20 protein-coding genes, 2 tRNA genes and 1 rRNA gene are annotated in these 20739 nt (G+C 69.2%); 11 read left to right on the forward strand and 12 right to left on the reverse strand.

From position 1 onward, the window contains the following. Nucleotides 1-19: 19 nt before the first annotated feature. Together KIK06_RS21755 and KIK06_RS21760 are read right to left on the reverse strand one after the other, a co-directional pair. Entirely contained in the window at nucleotides 20-2068 is a 2049-nt protein-coding gene (locus KIK06_RS21755) for a PAS domain-containing sensor histidine kinase (RefSeq protein ID WP_268644895.1), read from the reverse strand. A 76-nt stretch (nucleotides 2069-2144) separates the two neighbouring features. Next, nucleotides 2145-2477, reverse strand: a complete 333-nt coding sequence (locus tag KIK06_RS21760) for a rhodanese-like domain-containing protein (protein WP_268644896.1) — start codon at nucleotides 2475-2477, stop codon at nucleotides 2145-2147. A gap of 89 nt (nucleotides 2478-2566) precedes the next feature. On the opposite strand from KIK06_RS21760, the gene KIK06_RS21765 reads away from it, so the two are divergent. After that, nucleotides 2567-3160, forward strand: coding sequence for an SSI family serine proteinase inhibitor (locus KIK06_RS21765; protein WP_268644897.1), 594 nt, complete (start codon nucleotides 2567-2569; stop codon nucleotides 3158-3160). A 77-nt stretch (nucleotides 3161-3237) separates the two neighbouring features. Here the strand turns inward: KIK06_RS21765 and KIK06_RS21770 are convergent, their stop codons facing one another. Further along, on the reverse strand, nucleotides 3238-3852 hold the full coding sequence (locus KIK06_RS21770) for a TenA family protein (RefSeq protein ID WP_268644898.1): 615 nt from the start codon (nucleotides 3850-3852) through the stop codon (nucleotides 3238-3240). A gap of 100 nt (nucleotides 3853-3952) precedes the next feature. After that, nucleotides 3953-4035 (reverse strand) — tRNA-Leu (locus tag KIK06_RS21775). Nucleotides 4036-4264: 229 nt separating this feature from the next. Here KIK06_RS21775 and KIK06_RS21780 point away from each other — a divergent pair. The 8 genes from KIK06_RS21780 to KIK06_RS21815 all read left to right on the forward strand — a co-directional run bounded on the left by KIK06_RS21780 (nucleotide 4265) and on the right by KIK06_RS21815 (nucleotide 13988). Beyond that, nucleotides 4265-5032: an FhaA domain-containing protein gene (locus KIK06_RS21780; protein ID WP_442789787.1), complete on the forward strand. Its 768-nt coding sequence runs from the start codon at nucleotides 4265-4267 to the stop codon at nucleotides 5030-5032. A 297-nt stretch (nucleotides 5033-5329) separates the two neighbouring features. Then, the gene (locus KIK06_RS21785; RefSeq protein WP_169548904.1) at nucleotides 5330-5842 is read left to right on the forward strand and encodes an FHA domain-containing protein FhaB/FipA; all 513 of its coding nucleotides are present in this window, start codon (nucleotides 5330-5332) and stop codon (nucleotides 5840-5842) included. Beyond that, on the forward strand, nucleotides 5839-7317 hold the full coding sequence (locus tag KIK06_RS21790; protein WP_268644899.1) for a Stp1/IreP family PP2C-type Ser/Thr phosphatase: 1479 nt from the start codon (nucleotides 5839-5841) through the stop codon (nucleotides 7315-7317). Before KIK06_RS21785 ends, KIK06_RS21790 begins: the two co-directional genes overlap by 4 nt. A 4-nt stretch (nucleotides 7318-7321) precedes the next feature. Continuing rightward, on the forward strand, nucleotides 7322-8728 hold the full coding sequence (locus KIK06_RS21795) for an FtsW/RodA/SpoVE family cell cycle protein (protein WP_017601466.1): 1407 nt from the start codon (nucleotides 7322-7324) through the stop codon (nucleotides 8726-8728). Beyond that, complete coding sequence (locus KIK06_RS21800) at nucleotides 8725-10191, forward strand: peptidoglycan D,D-transpeptidase FtsI family protein (RefSeq protein WP_268644900.1); 1467 nt, start codon at nucleotides 8725-8727, stop codon at nucleotides 10189-10191. The genes KIK06_RS21795 and KIK06_RS21800 overlap by 4 nt, the downstream gene beginning before the upstream one ends. Continuing rightward, complete coding sequence (locus KIK06_RS21805; protein ID WP_268644901.1) at nucleotides 10188-11654, forward strand: serine/threonine-protein kinase; 1467 nt, start codon at nucleotides 10188-10190, stop codon at nucleotides 11652-11654. Before KIK06_RS21800 ends, KIK06_RS21805 begins: the two co-directional genes overlap by 4 nt. Before the next feature lie 80 nt (nucleotides 11655-11734). Further along, on the forward strand, nucleotides 11735-13573 hold the full coding sequence (pknB, locus tag KIK06_RS21810) for a Stk1 family PASTA domain-containing Ser/Thr kinase (protein WP_268644902.1): 1839 nt from the start codon (nucleotides 11735-11737) through the stop codon (nucleotides 13571-13573). 160 nt (nucleotides 13574-13733) lie between these two features. Beyond that, nucleotides 13734-13988: a cell division protein CrgA gene (locus KIK06_RS21815; protein ID WP_017601462.1), complete on the forward strand. Its 255-nt coding sequence runs from the start codon at nucleotides 13734-13736 to the stop codon at nucleotides 13986-13988. 170 nt (nucleotides 13989-14158) lie between these two features. Here the strand turns inward: KIK06_RS21815 and KIK06_RS21820 are convergent, their stop codons facing one another. Both KIK06_RS21820 and KIK06_RS21825 read right to left on the reverse strand, forming a co-directional pair. Next, nucleotides 14159-15043: a rhomboid family intramembrane serine protease gene (locus tag KIK06_RS21820; protein WP_193789794.1), complete on the reverse strand. Its 885-nt coding sequence runs from the start codon at nucleotides 15041-15043 to the stop codon at nucleotides 14159-14161. A 42-nt stretch (nucleotides 15044-15085) separates the two neighbouring features. Then, nucleotides 15086-15610, reverse strand: coding sequence for a peptidylprolyl isomerase (locus tag KIK06_RS21825; RefSeq protein ID WP_268644903.1), 525 nt, complete (start codon nucleotides 15608-15610; stop codon nucleotides 15086-15088). A 211-nt stretch (nucleotides 15611-15821) separates the two neighbouring features. Here KIK06_RS21825 and KIK06_RS21830 point away from each other — a divergent pair, with 211 nt between their 5' ends. Then, nucleotides 15822-16364, forward strand: a complete 543-nt coding sequence (locus tag KIK06_RS21830; RefSeq protein WP_017601459.1) for a hypothetical protein — start codon at nucleotides 15822-15824, stop codon at nucleotides 16362-16364. A 38-nt stretch (nucleotides 16365-16402) separates the two neighbouring features. Here the strand turns inward: KIK06_RS21830 and KIK06_RS21835 are convergent, their stop codons facing one another. From KIK06_RS21835 to KIK06_RS21855, 5 genes are all read right to left on the reverse strand, one after another. Next, nucleotides 16403-17014 carry a DUF1707 and DUF4870 domain-containing protein gene (locus tag KIK06_RS21835; protein ID WP_327084659.1) on the reverse strand — a complete coding sequence of 204 codons (612 nt, stop codon included), beginning with the start codon at nucleotides 17012-17014 and terminating at the stop codon, nucleotides 16403-16405. Nucleotides 17015-17182: 168 nt separating this feature from the next. Beyond that, nucleotides 17183-17497, reverse strand: coding sequence for a WhiB family transcriptional regulator (locus KIK06_RS21840; protein WP_026128107.1), 315 nt, complete (start codon nucleotides 17495-17497; stop codon nucleotides 17183-17185). Nucleotides 17498-18316: 819 nt separating this feature from the next. After that, nucleotides 18317-18389 (reverse strand) — tRNA-Ala (locus KIK06_RS21845). 149 nt (nucleotides 18390-18538) lie between these two features. Further along, complete coding sequence (locus KIK06_RS21850; protein WP_014912962.1) at nucleotides 18539-18661, reverse strand: DLW-39 family protein; 123 nt, start codon at nucleotides 18659-18661, stop codon at nucleotides 18539-18541. 114 nt (nucleotides 18662-18775) lie between these two features. Beyond that, complete coding sequence (locus KIK06_RS21855) at nucleotides 18776-19606, reverse strand: helix-turn-helix domain-containing protein (RefSeq protein WP_083924339.1); 831 nt, start codon at nucleotides 19604-19606, stop codon at nucleotides 18776-18778. 163 nt (nucleotides 19607-19769) lie between these two features. On the opposite strand from KIK06_RS21855, the gene KIK06_RS21860 reads away from it, so the two are divergent. After that, on the forward strand, nucleotides 19770-20078 hold the full coding sequence (locus KIK06_RS21860) for a hypothetical protein (RefSeq protein WP_017601456.1): 309 nt from the start codon (nucleotides 19770-19772) through the stop codon (nucleotides 20076-20078). A gap of 470 nt (nucleotides 20079-20548) precedes the next feature. Here the strand turns inward: KIK06_RS21860 and rrf are convergent. Further along, nucleotides 20549-20664 (reverse strand): 5S ribosomal RNA (rrf, locus tag KIK06_RS21865). Nucleotides 20665-20739 lie beyond the last annotated feature (75 nt).

Raw genomic sequence — 20739 nt, forward strand, 5'->3', positions numbered from 1 at the left:
AAACCCTCGTCGGGGTGAATCAAGGGCGACGACTCGCGTCTTTGGACGTGGATCGCTGACGCGGTAGGGCTTCAGGGCTTTTCGAGGTTTTTGTAGTTTCTTGCGATTGATGATGCTCAGGTGAGTGGTTCGCGCCGGGTGCTCCGCCTCCCACCCCCATGCGTACGACCGCCGCATCGGAACGATCCCGGGACCCGGCGTCCTCCGTCCCCTCGTCCCCGTCCCGGCGCACGGGCACGGTGAACCGCATCCGCGTCCCCCGCTGCCGCCGGTGCGCGGTGACGTCCCCGCCCTGCTCCCTCGCCAGTTGGCGGACGATGTACAGCCCCAGGCCGAGGCCACCGAAACGGCTGCGGTCGCTCCGGGGCCCCGACCGCACGAACCGGTAGAAGACCCGTTCCTCGTCTCCCGGGACCAGCCCCAGCCCCTCGTCCTCCACGACGACCACGACCTCGCCGCCCTCCGCCCGGGCGCAGACGTGGATCGTGCCGCCCTCCGGGGAGAACTTGAGCGCGTTGTCCAAGAGCTGATCCATGATCATGCCCGTGGCCAGCGGATCCCCGACGGTCATCGGCAGGTCCTCGTCCGCGACCAGGACCACGTCGTGCCGGTCCGACAGAGGCCGGAACGCCCGAACCGCCCGCCCCAACAGCTCCCGCAGGTCGAACGGAACCCGGTCGACGTCCAACTCGCCGCGCGACACGTCCGACCCGAGGCGAAGCCGCTCCACGAGGGTGACCAGGTTGGCCGACCGGTCCGCGATCGTCCCGACCGCCTCACGCTGGGACCCGGGGCTCAGCCGGGACCACTTGCGCACGAGCGTGGTGGCGAGGCCGTGGATGACCGTGATCGGCGTGCGCAACTCGTGGCCGCTCGTGGCCAGGAAGAACTCCTGCTCCTCCTCCATCGCCCGCTGCGCGGTGATGTCGCGAAAGTCCACCACCCACTCGTGGGTACGCGGGATGCGCGCCATGAGGATCTCCAGCCAGCGGCCGTCCTTCAACTGGTGCTTGATCGGCTCACCGTGGGCGGTCGGCAGGGGGAACGGAGGATGTCGCCCCTCCACCTTCTCCGCCGGATACCCGGTGAGCTCCACCGCCGACCGGTTCCACTTGCGGACCCGACCGCCGAAGTCCAGCACGGCGATCCCGTCCGCGCTGGAGTCTGCGACCACCTGTTCGTGGACGCGTTGGAGGTTGAGCTCCTCGTAGGCCATGGCGTTGCCGATGGCCACTCCGGCGTGCGCGGCGAGCAGCTCCAACAACTCCAGCTCCACGTGCCCGACCTTGCGCTGGCTGTAGAGCGCGTACAGGGCGCCGTAGGGGCGGCCGTGGACGTTGGACACGCACAGGGCGATGGTGTGCAGGCCCGGCAGGTCGGCCCAGACCAGGTCCTGGAGGCCCCGCGTGTCCTCGTTGGCCAACAGCACCGACTTACCGCTGCGGAGCAGCTCGCCGAACAGGCTCGTCTCCAGGGGCGCGCTGAAGCCCTGGAGGCGGTCGGACAGGTCGGTGAGGCTGACCAGCTCCACGCGGTCCTCGTTGAGCAGGACGAAACCGCCCGCGTCGGCCCCCGTCAACTCCGTGATGCTCCGGGAGATCCGGTCGAGCACCGACTTCAGGCTGAGGTCGGCGTTGATGTCGACCACGACCTCGGTGAGCCTGCGCACCAGCCGCGCCCGCTCCACGGCCGCCGCCTGGACCTGTGCCTCGTTCTCGCACGGTTGGAAGGTCAGGACCCATCCGACGAGCTCACCACCGGCGTCGAGGACGCAGTTGGTGCTGACCCGCACGTCGATCACCGCGCCGTCCCTGCGCACCCGACGGGTGACGATGGACAGGGACGTACCCGAACGCACCTGTTCGAGCACCGCGCCGTGCTCGGATCGCAGCTCGGCGGGGACGAACGGCGCCTCGCCGCCGACGACCTCCTCCGCGCTCCACCCGAACATGCGCTCCGCCGCCGGGTTCCACACCGTGACACGAAGCTCACCATCGATACCGACCACCGCGTCCGCGGACGCGGCCAGCACGGTTTCGGCGCTGAGGGGCGCGCGCTCGGAACTCACCTCGTCATAGTGCCACCCGGGAGCACCCCAGCGGCAGGGCTTCGCGCAATCTGATGAAAATCGGCGACCGACCGCCTCAGATCACCGTGGGCTCCCCGTCGGTCTCCGCCGTCATGTCCCGACCGGCGTGCTCCCATGCCTGCATGCCACCGGCCACGTTGACCGCGTCCCACCCCGCCTGGTTCAGGGCCACGGCCGCCTGGGCGGAGCGGCCGCCCACCCGGCAGACGACGTACACCTTGCGGTCCTGGGGAACCTCGCCCGCACGCGCGCCGAGCTGGCCGAGCGGGATGTGCACCGCGCCCGGGGCGTGCCCCGAGCGCCACTCGTCGTCCTCCCGGACGTCGAGCAGGTAGGCGCCCTCCGGCACCTCCGTGACGACCGTCTCCGGAACACCGTGCTGAAACATGTCCGACCCCCTGGGTCCGTACCGAAAAAATCTTCGAGGAAATCGCGTCGACGCGGGAACCGCGCGTACACGCGCCGCGTCCAAGGCGTATGGCTCAGTACCCCTCGGTGACGGCCCCGTCGACCCGCCTCGCCGCACTCGCAGCCCTCGGCCTGCTTCTTATCACGGCCTGCGGCAACGAGCCCGACGAGGTGAGCGCGGGCGCGCCCGACACCTCAAGCCCGTCCGACCCCACCGTTCCCCCCGCCGACCCCTCCGAGAACGACACGTCCCCAGAGGAATCCCCCGACGGCACCGGGGACGCGAACGGCACCGACGACCCGATGCCCGTCGACACCGACCCGGACGCCGCGGTCTCCCTGGTGATCGAACGCACTCTGGAAGAAGAGCAGCACTCACCGCCCGAAGCCGGCTACTCGGAGGGCACGTGGACGCTCACGTGCTCCCCCGTGGGCGGGAACCACCCCGACCCCGAGGCCGCGTGCGCCGAGATCGAGGAGGTCGGCACCGAGCCGTTCCTTCTCGACACCACCAACATGATGTGCACCGAGCAGTACGGCGGCCCCGAGGTCGTCAACGTCACCGGGCACGTCGACGACGTCCTGATCGACACCGAGTTCAACAAGAACGGCGGCTGCGAGATCGACCGCTTCGAGGACGTGCGCACCGTCCTGAACCCCTAGGAACCATCCGGGAGGGATGCGGGAGGGGACCGGTCGCTGGCGCGCCGGTCCCCTCCTCCCTTTCCCCGCGTCGCGGTTCAGGGCGCGTAGGGCGTGTCCCAGAAGGCGACCTCGTGGCGCATGCCCTCCAGGAAGAGGCGTTCGGCGCGCTCGGGGTCGGGCCGGGCCTCCTCCAACCTGCGCCCGTAGTGCTCGGTCAGCCGGGTGAACCCGGGATCGGCGTAGGTGTCCACCCAACGCGCGTAGCGCGGGTCGTCGGGGCGCGACCTGGCCAGTTCGATCCCGAGCTGGTTGTAGCCCCACATGCACGGGTACACGGCGGCGAGCCCGTCCCGGTAGTCGGCGGCGGCCTCCAGCAACCACGAGGTGTAGGCCGCGCACGCGGGCCCCTTCTCCTTCGTGGTCAGGTCCGCGCCGAACTCGCCCGACAGCGAGCGGTGCAGTTCCAGCTCCTCGTTCAGCGTGCTGTGCGCGATCCCCACCAGATCGGCCAGGTGGTCGTCGGGCGCCTGCCAGGCCAGGCGGGAGAAGGCGCGCGCGTAGTCCAGCAGGTACAGGTGGTCCTGCTCCAGCCAGTAGCGGAACGCGCGCTCGTCGAGGTCGCCCCGGGCGATCCCGGCGACGGTGGGGTGGGCCAGCTGCTCGTCGACCAGCGGGCGTCCGATCGCGTGGAGTCGTTCGATGATGCTCACGTCCGCAGTGTGCCACCTGGCCCGCGGCCGCTCCGAGCCGGACCCCGCGCACAAAAGAGACCCGGTGGAGACCGCAGAGCGATCCCCACCGGGTATGTTGTGGGCGAGGAGGGATTTGAACCCTCACGTCCTTTCGGACACACGGACCTGAACCGTGCGCGTCTACCGTTCCGCCACCCGCCCGGGTGACCTTCATCCAGTTGTATTGCCAGGTGGTTGGGGCCTTTTCGGCCCGTTCCGCCTGGCGACATGGATAAGGCTAGCACGGTCTGAACGCGGTTCGCACACGCTTTCCGGTCCGCCCATGACCGGCTCCGAGCACGCCTGCCGGGGGGTGCGCCTGAATCCGGGGGCACCCCGACCCGGTTACGATCGTCTACACATACGGAGTGGAGTACAAGGGAGGTACCTCGTGGGAGTGCTCCAACGCTTCGAACGCAGGCTTGAGGGCATGATCGAAGGCACCTTCGCGATGGCCTTCAAGTCTGAGCTCCAACCCGTCGAGGTGGCGAGCGCAGTTCAGCGGGAGATGGACGAACGAGCCGCGATCGTCGCTCAGGGACGCACACTCGTCCCGAACGACTTCATCGTCGAGCTCTCAGCCAGCGACAGGGAGCGCTTGGAGGTCTACGCCGACAGTCTCGGACAGGAACTGGCCAAACTCGCCCGCGACTACGCGACGGAGCAGGGATACTCCTTCGTCGGCCCGGTCCGCGTCCACTTCCGGTCGGACGAGGGCCTCAAGACGGGGCGCTTTCGCATCCGGTCGGGTGTCGTCCGCGGTCCCGTGGTCAGCGGGGAGGGCGAGGTCCGGCAGCCGGTCGGCGATCCCGGAGCGACCGGGGGCGAACGCCAGGCCGGGCGTCCGCGCCTGCTCATCTCCCCCGGTGGCGCCACCGCCGAGGGAAGCATCGCCAGCCACGGCATGCAGCAGTCCTTCGAGCTCACCACCCCCGTCACCCTGATGGGCCGCGGCACCGACTGCGACCTGCGGCTCGTGGACAACGGGGTGTCCCGCCACCACGTGGAGATCCACCTGGACGGCGACGAGGCGATCCTGGTCGACAAGGGTTCCACCAACGGGACCTTCGTCAACGGCCAGCAGGTCAGGCAGGCCCGTCTGGTGGACGGGAGCAGGATCAGTCTCGGCCGCACCACCATGACGTTCAGGCGCGACTGACCGGGCCCGACCGGGAGTTCGACCGATCAGACCCGGAGGGATCGAAACCAACCCCGTCCCACCGACGTCTGACTGGTCGAAATCCGGTGGTGGCCGATTGCGGTACCGCTGTCGGATATGTGTCCGGGACGGTAGTCTCCCGCGAAGACCTGACCGATCGGGCAGACTGGCCGCGGCCTCGGGGGCCGTGGACCAGCGACCATGACAACTCACCGACCCGAAGGTGAGGCAGACTCGGTGGCGGCGCCGACGACCGTCACCCCGGCCGGAGCACGACAGGGGCTGAAGAGCGGTTCGATGTCCAACTTGACCCTCATATTGATCAAGATCGCGTACCTTGCGGTGCTCTGGCTGTTCGTCCTCATGGCGGTCGGGGTCATCAGCACCGATCTCTTCGGCCCGTCGAAGAAGAAGGGCCGGAAGAAACGGCCCCGTCCCCAGGCACGGCCCGCGTCCGGCGGCGCTCCGTCCCGGCCCGCCCCGGCCCGCCAGCAGCGCCCCCAGCGGCAGCGCCGCAACGACCCCGTGGTCCTGGCGGTCACACAGGGGCCCCTCGCCGGCACCACCGTGGACCTGGCGTCCCAACCGATCCTCATCGGCCGCGCACCCGACTCGACACTGGTCATCACCGATGACTACGCCTCGGGTCGCCACGCCCGTGTCTACTCCGAGGGCGGCCGCTGGTTCGTGGAGGACCTCAACTCCACCAACGGCACCTATCTCGGCCAGCAGAAGCTGAACCGCCCCCAGCCCATCACGGTGGGTCAGCCCATCCGTATCGGCAAGACCGTCCTGGAACTGCGCAAATGACAATCGCTCTCCGATACGCGGCGTACTCCGACGTAGGATGCCTCCGCGAAGGCAACGAAGACTCCGGCTACGCCGGCCAGCACCTCCTCGCGGTGGCCGACGGCATGGGCGGCTACGCGGGCGGTGAGGTGGCCAGCTCGATCGCGATCTCCACGATCCGCCGACTCGACACCGAGCCCCACGGCACCGAGGAGATGGCCGAGTCCCTCCAGCGGGCCGTCGAGCAGGCCAACGCCTCCCTGTCACGGCGGATCCTGGCCGAGCCCCAGCTCGAGAACATGGGCACCACCCTGACCGCGATGCTGTGGTCGGGTCCCCGGGTGGCACTGATCCACATCGGCGACTCACGCGCCTACCTGCTGCGCGGACCGCGCTTCGAGCAGATCACCCACGACCACACCCTGGTGCAGACCCTCGTCGACGAGGGCAAGATCACCGAGGAGGAGGTCGCCACCCACCCGCAGCGCTCCCTGATCCTGCGGGCCCTGGACGGCAAGAGCCCGGTCGACCCGGACATCTCCATCAGCGAGGCCAAGCCCGGCGACCGGTACCTGCTGTGCTCGGACGGACTGTCCGGGGTGGTCACCAAGAAGACCATCCACGAGACGCTCGCGACCGAAGCCGACCCGCGCGTGGCCGCGAAGAAGCTCATCGAACTCGCCATCCGCGGCGGCGGCCCGGACAACATCACCGCCGTCATCGCCGACGTCATCGAGACCGAGACCGACCGCGAGGGCCCGACCGCCGAACCACAGGTGGTCGGGGCGGCCGACCAGCGGTCCGAGGTCGACGAGCAGGCGGGCGACACCCCCGCCAGACGGGCGCAGGAGCTGCGTGGCTCCGGGGGCGACACCGCGGAGATGGACCGGGTGGAGGATGTCGCCGCGCCCGGCTACTCCGGCCCCTACGAGGAGCCCCACGACGACTTCGACGACCGGCCCGCCCGGGGGCGCGGGCGCGGACGCGGCCCGGAGGAGCCGGAACCGGAGTACCGTACGCGCCGGTGGTGGCCGGTGGTCGTGGCCTTCCTCGTCATCGTCGCGCTCGTGGCGGGCGTCGCCTACTACTTCGGCCGACAGTACGTCGACAGCCAGTTCTACGTGGGTCCCTCCGCCTCGGGCGACACCGTGAGCATCTACCAGGGCATCGACACCGACATCGCGGGCTTCAGCCTGTCGGAGGAGATCGAGGCCTCCGACATCCGCATGGACGAGCTCAGCGAGGGCGACCGCTCGACCGTCCAGAACACCATCCCGGTCGAGAGTCTGGAGGAGGCCCGGGGCCGGATCGAGGACCTCAACCAGAACCTGGCCGAGGCCGCGGAGAACGACACCGACCGGGAGGACCCGCGGGACACCGGATCAGAGGACACCGGGACGGCCGACGAGAGCGCGGAGCCCACCGAGGGCGCCGAAACCGAGGCAGGGTCCACGGACTCCGGCTCCGCGACCACCGAGACCCAGGAATCGGGGTGACCCCTTGAGCACCGCCACCGCGGAGGCGCCCACGGCACTCCCCCCGATCAAGCGGCGCAACGCCGAGCTCGTCCTCGTCGCGGTCGCCATCGCCATCACCATGGCCGGGATCGCCATCGCCGGGCTCAACCTGAACGGCCGCATTCCCTCCGCGATGTGGACCGTCGGCCTGACCTTCGGCGTCCTGGCCATCGCCGCCCACGTCGCGATGCGGTTCTTCGCCCCCTACGCCGACCCGCTGATCCTGCCCTGCACCCTGTTCCTCAACGGGATCGGGGTCGCGATGATCTGGCGGCTGGCCGCCGTCGAGGCCGAGGACATCGAGCGCGCCGGCGCGGGCATGCAGCTCGTCTGGTCCGGGATCGGGCTCGTCTGCTGCTTCCTGATCATCATCTTCCTCAAGGACCCCCGGGTCCTCCAGCGCTACACCTACATCAGCGGCCTGGTCGCGATCGTCCTGCTCCTCCTGCCCGCCATCCCGGGCCTGGGCTATGCGGTCTACGGCGCCCGGCTGTGGATCAAACTCGGGCCGTTCACCATGCAGCCCTCGGAGTTCGCCAAGATCGCGCTGGTGATCTTCCTGGCCTCCTACCTGATGAACAAGCGGCAGGTCCTGGCGATCGTCGGCAAGCCGATCAAGGTCGGCCGGTTCAAGATCATCGACCTGCCCCGCGGGCGCGACCTCGCCCCGATCGCCGTCGGCTGGGTGATGGCCATCGGCATGCTGGTGCTCCTGCGCGACCTGGGCACCTCCCTGCTGCTCTTCGGCACCTTCCTGGCCATGCTCTACGTGGCCACCCAGCGCTCCTCGTGGGTGACCATCGGACTGGTCCTGTTCATGGGCGGCGCCACCCTCGCCTACCTCCTCTTCTGGCACGTACAGGCCCGGGTGAACATCTGGCTGAACGCCTTCGACCAGGAGGTCTACGACGCGATCGGCGGTAGCCAGCAGCTGGTCCAGGGCATCGTCGGACTCGGCTACGGCGGACTGTTCGGCACCGGCCTCGGCGGCGGTGAGGCGGACCAGATCTTCGCCGCGGAGAGCGACTTCATCCTCGCCTCCCTCGGCGAGGAGCTCGGTCTGACCGGCCTGCTCAGCGTGCTGATCGTGCTGTTCCTCCTGGTGGAGCGCGGCATGCGGATCGCCCTGGCGTCCACCATCCCGTTCAACAAGCTTCTGACCAGCGGCATCGCCTTCGTCCTCGCCTACCAGGTCTTCATCGTCCTGGGCGGGCTGACCAGGGTCATCCCGCTGACCGGTTCGACCACCCCCTTCATGGCGGCCGGCGGTTCGGCTCTCATGGCGAGCTGGATCATGATGGGCATCCTGCTGCGCATCAGCGACATCGCCCGCAGGCCGGCACCGCAAGCGATTCAGGACGAGGGCGCGACCCAGGTGATCAGACGATGAACACTCCGATCCGCCGACTCAGCATCTTCACGATGGCGCTGTTCGCCATCCTGATGCTGAACCTGAGCTGGATCCAGGGGTTCCGCGCGAACGCCCTGATCGAGGATCCGCTCAACAAACGCCAGTACAGCGAGTACCTCAGCCAGCCGCGCGGCCCCATCGAGATCGCGGGGGAGAGCGTCGCCTTCTCGGAGGACGTCGCCGAGGACGGCACCAGCCCCCTCTACCAGCGCGAGTACACCGGCGGCGGCATGTACACGCCGATCACCGGCGTCCTGAGCGTGTACAGCACCACCGGCATCGAGCGGGCGCAGAACTCGCTGCTCGACGGCACCGACGACCGGCTCGCCGTGCGCAACTTCCGCGACATCATCACCGGCCGCGACCCCGAGGGCGCCCGGGTTCAGCTGACGCTCGACCCGGCGGTCCAGGAGGCCGGTTACAACGGCTTCCAGAACGGCGGCTTCCAGGGCGCGGCGGTGGCGCTCGACCCGAGCACCGGCGCGGTACTCGGCGCGGTCTCCTACCCGACCTTCGACGCCAACGACGTCGCCAGCGTCACCGACCGGAACACGGCGGTCGCCAACTTCCAGGAGCTGGAGAACGACCCGAGCCAGCCCCTGCTCAACCGCGCCCTCAACGAGCGCTACCCCCCGGGGTCGACGTTCAAGGTGGTGACCGCGGCCGCGGCGATCGAGAACCTGGACGCCACCCCCGACAGCACGCAGGAAGCTCCGGACAACCTGCAGTTCCCCACCGGCCCCCCGCTGCCCAACGCCACACCGGGCGGCACGTGCAACGGCGGCGAGCCGGACACCCTGGCGCACTCGATCCAGATCTCCTGCAACACCTCCATGGCGAACTGGGCGATCGAGATGGGCGGCCAGACCCTGTCCGACCAGGCGACCGCGTTCGGATTCAACCCGGACGAGGGCGAGGAGCTGCGGATCCCCCTTCCGGTCACCGGAAGTCTGGCGCCTCCGGAGTCCGAGGACAGCATCCTCGGCCGCGCGGGCATCGGCCAGTCCAACGTCGAGGCCACGCCGCTGCAGATGGCGATGGTGGCCGCCGGCGTGGCCAACGGCGGCGAGGTGATGCGCCCCTACGTGGTCGACTCGGTGCTGGACTCCGACATGTCCGTGGTCACCGAGACCCAGCCGGAGACGTTCTCCCAGGCGGTCAGCGCGAGCACCGCGCAGGACCTCAAGGACATGATGGTCCTGGTCACGGGCCCGGGCGGTTCCGGAACCAACGGAGCGATCCCCGGCATGGAGGTCGCGGGCAAGACCGGTACCGCCGAGACCGGCGGCGACCAGGGCACGCACAACTGGTTCATCGGGTTCGCTCCGGCCGACGACCCGGAGGTCGCGGTCGCGGTCGTGATCGAGCACGGCGGCGGCAGCGGCGGCACCCTGGCGGCGCCGATCGCGCGCGCCATGATGGAGGCAGTGGTAACGGAGTGAGCGCCTACGAGCCCTCGGAAGGTCCCGGTGGACTCACCGGGACCGTTCTGAGTTCCCGCTACCGCCTGGAGGAACAGGTGGGTTCGGGCGGCATGGGCACCGTCTGGAAGGCGACGGACACGCTGCTCAACCGACCGGTGGCCGTCAAGCTGCTGCACCCCTCCCAGATGGCGGAGCCGACGGCGCGGCAGCGGTTCCGCACCGAGGGGCGGATCACCGCGGGCCTGTCCCACCCGGGGATCGCCCAGGTCTACGACTACGGTGAGGAGGACGGGCGCGCCTTCCTCATCATGGAACTCGTGGTCGGGGAGCCGCTCTCCCAACTGCTGCGCGAGCAGGGCCGCCTGAGCCCGGACCGGACCCTCGACTTCGTCTGCCAGTCCGCCCAGGCCCTGGCCGCCGCGCACGCGCGCGGTGTGGTGCACCGCGACATCAAGCCGGGCAACCTGCTGGTCACCGGCGAGGGCCAGATCAAACTCACCGACTTCGGTATCGCCCGGGGCGACATGTCGGTCACGCTCACTCAGACCGGCATGGTCATGGGGACCGCCCAGTACATCTCGCCGGAACAGGCCTCCGGGCGTCCCGCGAGCGCGGCCTCGGACCTGTACGCGCTCGGTGTGGTGGCCTACGAGTGCCTGGCGGGCCAACCGCCGTTCACGGGCGACAACCCGGTGGCGCTCGCCCTGGCCCACACCCGCGACGAGCCCCCGGAACTGCCCGACGACATCCCCGCCGACATCGACGACCTCGTGTCGGCCCTGCTGCTGAAGGACCCCGACGAGCGCCCGGCCTCGGCGAGCGAGGTGGCGCACATGGCGGCCGTCATCCGCTCGAACTCCGGGACCGGTCCGCCGACGCCCTCCGCCGGGTTCGGATCCGTCGCCCGGACGGCCGTGGTCGGCGCGGTCCCCGACACCGGTCCCGTGCGCGGGCGAACCGCCGACCAAGAGATCGTAACCCCTGGTGATCAAGGGGACTCGGCTAGGCTGTCGGGAGCGTCCCGACGGCGTGTCAGTCTCCCGGTCGTCCTCGCCGCGGTCGTGGCGATGTTCGTCGTCGCGGCCGCCGTGGTGGCCGGGTTCCTGTACAACGGGACGTCGACCGCCGACCCCGTACGCGACTCCGTCGAGCCTCCGGCGACGTCGGAGCCGTCCCCTCCCGCGCCCTCGGAGGCGACGGAGGAGCGGGACGGCGCACCCGAGCGTCCCGTGGACGACGGACCCGGCACGGAGTGGACCACCGGCCCGGAGGCGACCACTCAGGAGGAGGACCCCAGCCCGGAGGAGGATGAACCGACCGACGAGGTTCCCGACGAACCGTCCACACCCGTGGAGGACGGTGACACGACTCCCCCCGCGGACGACGGCGGCGACACCGGCGGTGACGACGGTGGCGGTGAGGACCCCACAGACGACCCGGGCGGCGACGGTGGCGACACCACGCCCCCGACGGAACCATGACGAGGAAATGAGCGAACGACGCTCTGGGTAGGCGGCGGCCCGCGGGCGGCCACCGGAAGACACGAGGATTAGTACACGACATGTCCCAGCCCCGGCTCCTTGGTGGACGCTACGAACTCGACACCGTCGTCGGGCGCGGCGGCATGGCCGAGGTCCACCGCGCACGCGACCTCCGGCTCGACCGGCTCGTCGCGATCAAGACCCTCCGACACGACCTCGCCCGCGACCACGTGTTCCAGGCCAGGTTCCGCCGCGAGGCGCAGTCCGCGGCCTCACTGAACCACCCGGCGATCATCGCGGTCTACGACACCGGCGAGGACGTGGTCGACGGGGTGTCGATCCCGTACATCGTCATGGAGTACGTGGACGGACGCACGCTGAAGGAACTCCTCGACGACGACCGGCGCCTGTTGCCGGAGCGATCGGCCGAGCTCGTCGACGGCATCCTCAACGCGCTGGAGTACAGCCACGACAACGGGATCGTCCACCGCGACATCAAGCCCGCCAACGTGATGCTGACCCGCAACGCCGAGGTCAAGGTGATGGACTTCGGCATCGCCCGTTCGATGGGCGACGACCAGGCGACCATGACGCAGGCCTCCCAGGTCATCGGCACCGCGCAGTACCTGTCACCGGAACAGGCGCGCGGCGAGCGGGTGGACCCGCGCAGCGACATCTACTCCACCGGGTGCGTGCTCTACGAGCTGCTCACCGGCCGGCCGCCGTTCACCGGGGACTCCCCCGTGTCGATCGCCTACCAGCACGTGCGTGAGGAGCCCGTCCCCCCGACCGAGGTCGACCCGCAGGTCCCGGACTGGCTGGAGGACGTCACCCTCCGCGCCATGACCAAGGACCGCGAGGAGCGCTACCAGAACGCCGCGGAGATGCGCGCGGACATCCAGCGCGGCCTGGCGGGTATGCCCACGCAGGCGGGCACGATGGCCATGGCGGCCGCGGGCGCGACCACCGCCCTGCCACCCGCGAACGGCGGCGGGTACGACGGCTACGACGACGGTTACGACCGTTACGACGACTACGACGACCGCTACCAGGAGGAGCCGCGCAAGGGCGGTGCGGGCAAGGCCGCGCTGTGGGCCCTCCTGGCCGTGGGCGTGATCGGCTCCCTGGTGCTGGCCTTCTGGTTGCTCACCCGGGAGAACCAGCCGACCATCGAGGAGGTCGCGATCCCCGACGTGGTCGGCGAGACGGAGGACGCCGCCAGGGCGACCCTGACCGGCGCGGGCTTCGAGGACATCACGACCGAACAGCGGGCCGATGAGGCCGAACCCGGCACGGTGCTGGAGACCGACCCGGAGGCCGACACCCCGCATCCGGTGAACCAGGAGGTCGTCCTGGTCCTGTCCTCCGGACCGGAGGCCGTGGAGATCCCGAACGTGGAGGGACAGCCCGAGGCGCAGGCCCGCGGCACCCTCAACGACCAGGGATTCGCGACCGTCAACGTGGAGCAGCGGGCCAGCGGGGACATCGCCGAGGGCAGCGCGGTGGGCACCGACCCGCCCGCGGGCGACGAGGTGGCCCCGGACACGGAGATCACGCTCTACATCTCCTCCGGACCGGAACAGGTGCAGGTGCCCGAACTGGTCGGCATGACCCGTGATCAGGCCGAATCCGCGCTGCAGCAGCTGGGGCTGACCGCCCAGATCACCGAGCAGGAGACCGCGGACTCCACGGCGGGCCTGGTGCTCTCCCAGTCCATCCCGGCCGAACGGCAGGTTCCCCCGGGAACCGTGGTGACGCTGACCGTCGCGGTGGCGCCCACCCAACCCGAGCCGCCGACGGACGGCGAGACGGATCCGGAGGAGCCCGGACAGCCGGGTGACCCGGAGGACCCGGAGCAGCCGGGTGGCCCGGGCGACCCCGGTGACGGTGACGACGGACTCTTCTTCCGGACCCCCTGAGGAGTCTGAGAGTGGGGGCCGTGCTCTTCGGAGCACGGCCCCTCGTCGTTCCCGGACGGGCGGGGGAGAGGATCGTGTCCGCGCGGCGGTGACGCGGGAGCGCCCCGGGGCGTAGACTGTGGAGCGTTTCGAACCGCCCACCTCATCTGGAGCAGCGCCCGTGCCGAAGTCCCGCAGCGACCGCAAGAAGAAGGCCGTCTACACGCCGCCTCCTTCCAAGGAGAAGCCCAAGGTCACTCCACGGTGGCTGGTTCCGACCATGCTCGGCTTCTTCATCGCGGGCATCCTCTGGATCGGCGTCTACTACATCGCGGGCCAGTACGTGCCGTACATGCAGGACTGGCACAACTGGAACCTGCTCATCGGCTTCAGCGGCATCATCGCGGCGGTCGTCCTGTCCACTCGCTGGCACTGACGGACGTACCCCCCAGGGTTTCCACAGGGTTATCCACAGGCTGTGGGTAGCCGATCTCGGCATGTCCGCGCCCGTGGCGGTTCGCGCGGGACACACGACGGGCCCCGGACCTGTGCACAGGTCCGGGGCCCGTCACCGTACGGGGAGCCCTCCGCGGTGCTCGGCGTCGGTCAGAGGAGTCCTGGGACGACGAGCAGCAGGACCACGAGAAGGGCGGCGAAGGCCGCCGTCACCAGCGTGTGGACGGTCGTGCGCGTCGTCGCCCCCGCGTCCCGCCCCGGGAGATAGGCGAAGACCGCCCCCAGGACCAGACCGGCCACCAGACCGCCGATGTGGGCGGTCCAGGAGATGTTCGGGACGACGAAGGTCAACACCAGGTTGACCGCGAGGAGCGCCCCGACCATCCGCAGGTCCAGCCGGAGCCTGCGGCCGATCACGAACACCGCCCCGAAGAGCGCGAAGATCGCCCCGGACGCTCCGACGGCGAACCCCTGCGGCTCGACGAGCGTGGTGAGCACCGACCCGGCGACGGCGCCCAGGACCCACAGGGCGACGAACCTCCCATGGCCCAGCCAGCGTTCCAGCTGGGTGCCGAGGAGGTACATCGCGTAGCCGTTGAACAACAGGTGGAAGATCCCGCCGTGCAGGAACGCGGCGGTGATCAGCCGGTACCACTCGCCGTTCAGGACCCCGAGCCTCTCCCCCCACTCGGTGACCCCGAAGCCCAGCATGCCGAACTCCCAGACCAGGGGCGAGGATCCGGCCGCCCCCATCGCGGTCGCCAGTTGGGCCAGGTAGCCCCCCGCCATCAGGACCAGGATCGTCCAGGTGACGTAGGGCTTGCTCACGGCCCGGCCGCCGAAGGCGGTGCGGGCCGGACGCGTCGCGCGCCTGCCCGCCGCCACGCAGTTCGGGCACTGGAACCCCACCGACGCCTCGACCATGCAGTCCGGGCAGATGGGCCGCGCGCACCGGGTGCAGCTGACCCCGGTCTCCCGACCGGAGTGCCGGTAGCAGGTGCGCGGTGCGCCGGGGGGCGGTGGCGACGCGGTCATGGGCGGGTTCTCACTCCTCGGGCTCTGGGCACGTCGGATCCGCTATCGGGTGATCTCGACGGACTCGATGACGACGTCCTTGTGGGGGCGGTCGTCCGGGTCGGTCGCGACGTGGGAGATCTTCGTGACCACGTCGGAGCCCTCGACCACCTCACCGAAGATGGTGTGGCGGCCGTTGAGCCAGTCCGGCTCGCCGACGGTGATGAAGAACTGCGAGCCGTTCGTGCCCGGGCCGGCGTTGGCCATGGCGAGCAGGAACGGGCGGTCGAAACGGAGCTTCGGGCTGATCTCGTCGCCGAAGGTGTAACCGGGGCCGCCGCGGCCGGTACCGAGCGGGCATCCCCCCTGGATCATGAAGTTCTCGATGACCCGGTGGAAGATCGTGCCCGAGTACAGGCTGTCGTTGGACATCTTTCCGGTCGCGGGGTCCATCCACTGCTTGGAACCCTCGGCGAGGCCGATGAAGTTGGCGACCGTCTCGGGAGCCTCCTCCTCGAACAGCCTGACGACGATGGTTCCTTCGGAGGTCTTCAGCCGCGCGGTGGGCTGGCCCTTGGAGTCCGACACCTATGTGCCTTTCGGTCGAGCGTACTTGTGTGATTACGTTACCCGTCCGGCCAGATCCCTTCACCGGAACCCCGTTGACCTGTGGACGACCGTCCCGGTGTCGAAACGCCAAACCCCGAAGGAGAGGACGTAAGTTGAGATAACACCCGGATAACACGGCGCGCATCCGCCTACCGGGTGGGGACCGAGAACGATCGAAGGAGCTGACGACGTGCCCATCACTTCGAAGCGTCGCAAGGCACGCAAGGAGGCGGAGGCGACCCTCGTCCGCCTCCAGGAGCTGGCCCGCGACCAGGCCGACCGATTCGGCCCGTACGCCGACCAGGCACGGGACCAGGCCGCCCTGAGGCTCCTCCAGGCGCGCGGGTGGACCGCTCCCAAACTGGAGACGGCCGCACAGCGGGTCGAGGACACGGTGGCGCCCCGGGTGGCCGGGATGCTCGCCGCGGCCGCGCACCGGGTCGACCCGCACCCGGCGCCGCGTGGGAGGAAGCTCCTGTGCGGGGGCGTGCGCGTCCCCCGCGCGGTACTGATCGGTGGCGCCGCCGTGGTCGGCGGTGTGATCGTGTACTCGCTGATCCGACTGCGCCAGGCGTCCCAGGACGCCGAGTGGCAGGAGCACCTCGACCAGGCCCGCGAACAGGTCCGTGAGACCCGCGAGAACCTGGAGGAGAAGGCCGGGTCGGTCAAGGAGAAGGTCCGTGCCGCGACGAGCCACGAGCGGGCCGGGAAGAACGGGCACCCCGACCGCTGACGCGCGGGGGCGCGGCGGCGTCTCCCCGCGCCCTCCACTCAGTCGTCCTTGAGCAGGCGGAAGAACATGGGGTACCGCCAGTTCTTCCCCATGAGGGCCGCCAGCGAGGCGACGGCCGGGAGGATCATCACGCCCAGGAGCACGTAGACGGTGACCAGGAGCGGGATGACCAGCCAGAAGACCAGCAGGCTGCCGATCCCGGCGATGAGGCAGAAGAGCTGGAAGTTCAGCGACTCCATGGCCTGACGGCGGACGTACGGCGAGAGTCTGTCGCTCGCCAGGAAGATCAGCAACGGAGCCACGATCGGGAAGAAGTAGTTCCCCGCGTGGGCGCAGGCCGCGACCACGCGTTCCACCGGTGTGCTGGGCAGCGGCGTCCTGGGGTCGACGGTCTCCTTGGCGCCCGTGGGCGCGTTCGGCGCACCGCCCGGAGCCGGCGCCAGGTCCCGGGTGAGCGGCTCCAGATCGGCCCGCACCTTGGCCCGCATCGCGAGATCCAGGCGCTGGTCGAACTCCTCCTCGTCCAGCTGCCCCAGGCTGTAGGCCTCGCGGAGCGTCTCGGCCACGGTGTCCCGGTCGGCGTGCGTCAGACGGAGCTGCGGCTGCTCCTGCGGGCGCCGCATCGGGTACTGACGGTCCTGCACTGCCACTCCCACTCCCAACGCCGAAGGGGGCACGGCCGTCCTCCCACGTGCCGTGCTCCCCCCCATCATGCGTCATACGCGTGGCGCCGGACATCGGGGCACACCCTGATCCTCCCCTGATCCCCTCCTGGGGGTGCCCCGACCTCGTCCGTTGACCGTTCCGGGAAACCGGCGCTAGTTCCGTACGGCGACAGGCGTGTCCCTGCGGGCTTGCTCCGCCTCGTAGCGACGCTCGGCGGAGGTCAGCAGTTCGTACCAGTCAGTCACGTCCTTGCGCCGGCGCAGCAGGGCACGGCGCTCGCGTTCGGTCATGCCTCCCCAGACACCGAACTCGATGCGACTGTCCAACGCCTCAGCCAGACACATCGTGCGCACGGGGCAGCCCCGGCAGATGAGTTTGGCGCGGTTCTGCGCGGCACCCTGCACGAAGAGGGCGTCGGGGTCGATCTCCCGACATTTGGCTCGGGCCGCCATCTTCTCATTCCACATGTTGCCCCACTCCCAAGATCAGCATGTGTGGTGATCGGAAATCCCACCGGCTGGCGCGACCGCCGGCGGGGGAGGAGGAGCGGCCGATCCGAGGACTGCCAGACGGGGGGCCGCGGCTCGTCTTCGGGGGTTGGTCGTTTCGGCGCGCTGTCTTCCTCGTTGTCGCTGGTGTCGAAACTACGGATCGTCCCTGTTCACCAACAGTCCCCAAGTGGCCTATTTCTCATATGGCCCACTAGGACCATTGCACTTCGGGGAGGTGTCATCATACACACACGGAGAGTGACTACATGTGGTAGAGCCGAAGTCATTCCACAGCAACCGTGATGACCTGCGAGTTCACCGCAACACCCCAGTGTCACGCGGGACGGGACGAAGCGGTCACCCCACCCGATCGGACTAGAACCCGTGTACACAAAGCGACGGCTGCCTAGGCCCGTGCCCGGACGACCGCCCCGACCCCTCTCACCTGCGGAGATGGCGAGTAGGGCCAATAGCTCCACGTGGCGGCTTCGCCCCGCGCGGGGTCACGCCCCGGTGGCCGGGGTGGGCCGCGTCCGGATGGAGGGCTCCCCGGCTCCGGTGCGGGCGGCGCACGTGTCCGACGACGGCGTCACCGCCATGACCGACGCCCGCGGATCGGGCTCTTCGACCGGGGAGGCGGAGTGGCGAGCCCCGTTCCTCGACCCACGGTGGGGCACCCGGCCGGTCGCGGTGTGGAGCACGTGTGCACCGAATGCGTACCGGGCCCCTGGCACACGAAAACGGGGACCCCCGTAGGGAGTCCCCGTCACATACTCTGACCTGCTGTTTTTCGAGTGGAGCCAAGGGGAGTCGAACCCCTGACCTCCGGTATGCAAAACCGGCGCTCTGCCAGCTGAGCTATGGCCCCTGAACCCAAGGAGAGCATACCTTCATTCGAAGGCGGTCCCGGTCACAGGGACCGCGAAGCCGTGGGTCGCACCACGGGTACACCGGCCCACCCACGTCTTCGTGTCACTGACGGACGAGCGCGGGACACCCCGCTCGTCCGCCGCGCGATCAGCTCTCGCTGGCCGCCGTGGCCTCGGTCCACAGGTCGAGCTCGGCGCGGTCCGCCTGGATCTTGCGGTAGACGGCGAAAGCCCCGAGGGCCACCAGCGCCAGAACGATGATCTTCTTCACTGTCTGGACCCTTTCATCCGGTTCCTACACACGAGCACCCGCCGACTGCGGGGGCTCCACAGAGAACTTTATGAGGTTGTCACCAAGAGACTAGCAAGGGATCGGACCGAGGACTCAGGTGAGCAGCGCCATACGACGCAGGATGCCGACGGTGGTCTCGGGGGATGCCGCGACCCTGGTGAGTTCGGACCACACCCGCTCACACGAGCCAACCGCCTCCTCAGCCTCCACGATCGTTCCACCCTGGGTGGCCTCCACGTACGCCAGTGCGTCCTCCCCCTCGTCGAACTCAAGGACGGAGAAGGGCCCCGCGACACCTCGGTGAGGACCCGCGGACGTGGGGATGAGTCGGAGCGTCACCCGCTCCGAGGCGGCGAGTTCGACCATGCGTGTGGCCTGCGCCCGAAACAGCGAGAGATCGGACACGACACGCTGGAGCGCGTCCTCCTCGACCACGGCGTGGTAACGGAGCAGACCTCCCCCTTCGAGCACCTCCTGGCGCTTGAGGTAGGCCGCGACCATCCGCTCCACCCCCTCCTCACCGTGCCCCATGGCTCGCGCGACGAGAGCGGTGTAGTCGGGGACCTGGAGGAGGTCGGGAACGAGGATGCCCGAGTACACACGAACCCCGACGGCACCCGCCTCATTACCCACGTAGGCCGACGGGAGCACGTCCTCGTACTCGGTCCACCACGGCCTCAGCCGTGACTCCCGTACCAGGGTCAGGATGGCCTCACGCTGCCCCCCGGTGACGCCGTAGAGGCGGAGGAGGGCGGAGATCTCCATCACCGAGGGCCACTTGCGGATGCCCGTCTCGATGTGGCCCAGTTTGGCCGGGGACCACTCCAGCTCCTCCGCCACGTCGCTGAGGGTCATTCCCGCCTCCACGCGGCGGCGGCGGAGTTCGGCGGAGAGTCGACGACGACGAACCGTGGGGCTGCTCATAACACGGCTCCAATGACACAGAGTGAAGGTGTGTTCCCAGCGAAACACGGCATCTAGCATCTAGCAATGCGTTTCTAGAAATAGGACACCTCACGCGCCTCATATGTCGCAGGAGGAAACCGCGTACGATGGAGACGCGTTCCCGCACACGTAGAGGACATCCATGAGCTACCCCATTGACGACGCCGAGCAGCTGATCGCGAACGCTGAGGCCGAGATGCCGCCGAGCACGCGCTCCCGCCTGATCGCGAAACTCCGGATGGGGAAGCACATCGACGATGCCGCTTCCGAGCTCGGAATCACGCCCAGGGCGATCTTCTCCACCGCGCGCATCCTCCAGTCGTTCGGTGACCAGTTGGACGCCACCCTCACGGAGCAGCGCGACCCCGCCCTCCCGCACGGCTCCGTCACGGGCTACAACAAGCGCTGCCGCTGCCCCGAGTGCCGGAGCGCACTCCAGCAGCACGTGTAGTGTCCACGTCCGGCCAGGGCCGCTACCTGCGCTAACGTGCCGTTAACCCAGACTTCTCGAACGAATCCCGCCTACGCAGGCTTATCGGCTCGGAGTTTGGGGAGATCGCTCAACATGAACGAGCACGTGGACTGGTCGGCGATGAGCGAAGAGGACTTCGTGGCGCTGCTGCGGCAGCTGATCGAGAGCCCCGAGGCCGACGAGGACCAGTAGCCCCCAGCGAACCCTCCCTGGGGCCGGACGCCCCGGGGCTGCGCGTGATGCACCGGACCGGTCTTCCGGATCCTTCGCGGGGTCACCGGCCGCGGGGTAGCGGTCGTGTGCCTCCGAACCGGCGGAGCCGGCCGGAACCGAGGCCGCCCCGAGAACATGCGTGCGACATTCATGGAAACCCTACTGGTTTCACATGTTCACAATGGTCGGCGCAAAAAGAAGGGGGCCGCCCACCAAGGACGACCCCCCAAGAAAAACCGTGGCAGCGACCTACTCTCCCACCCCACCACAGGGCAGTACCATCAGCGCACAAGGACTTAACGACCGGGTTCGGAAAGTTACCGGGTGTAACCCCTCTGCCATAACCACCACGGAAACCCAACACCACCACAACCCCCACCCCCACAAAGGGAACCAAGGAGCCACAGCGGAAAACCGTGTGAAACAG

The organism is Nocardiopsis sp. EMB25 (assembly GCF_026797795.1).
GTDB lineage: Bacteria > Actinomycetota > Actinomycetes > Streptosporangiales > Streptosporangiaceae > Nocardiopsis > Nocardiopsis lucentensis.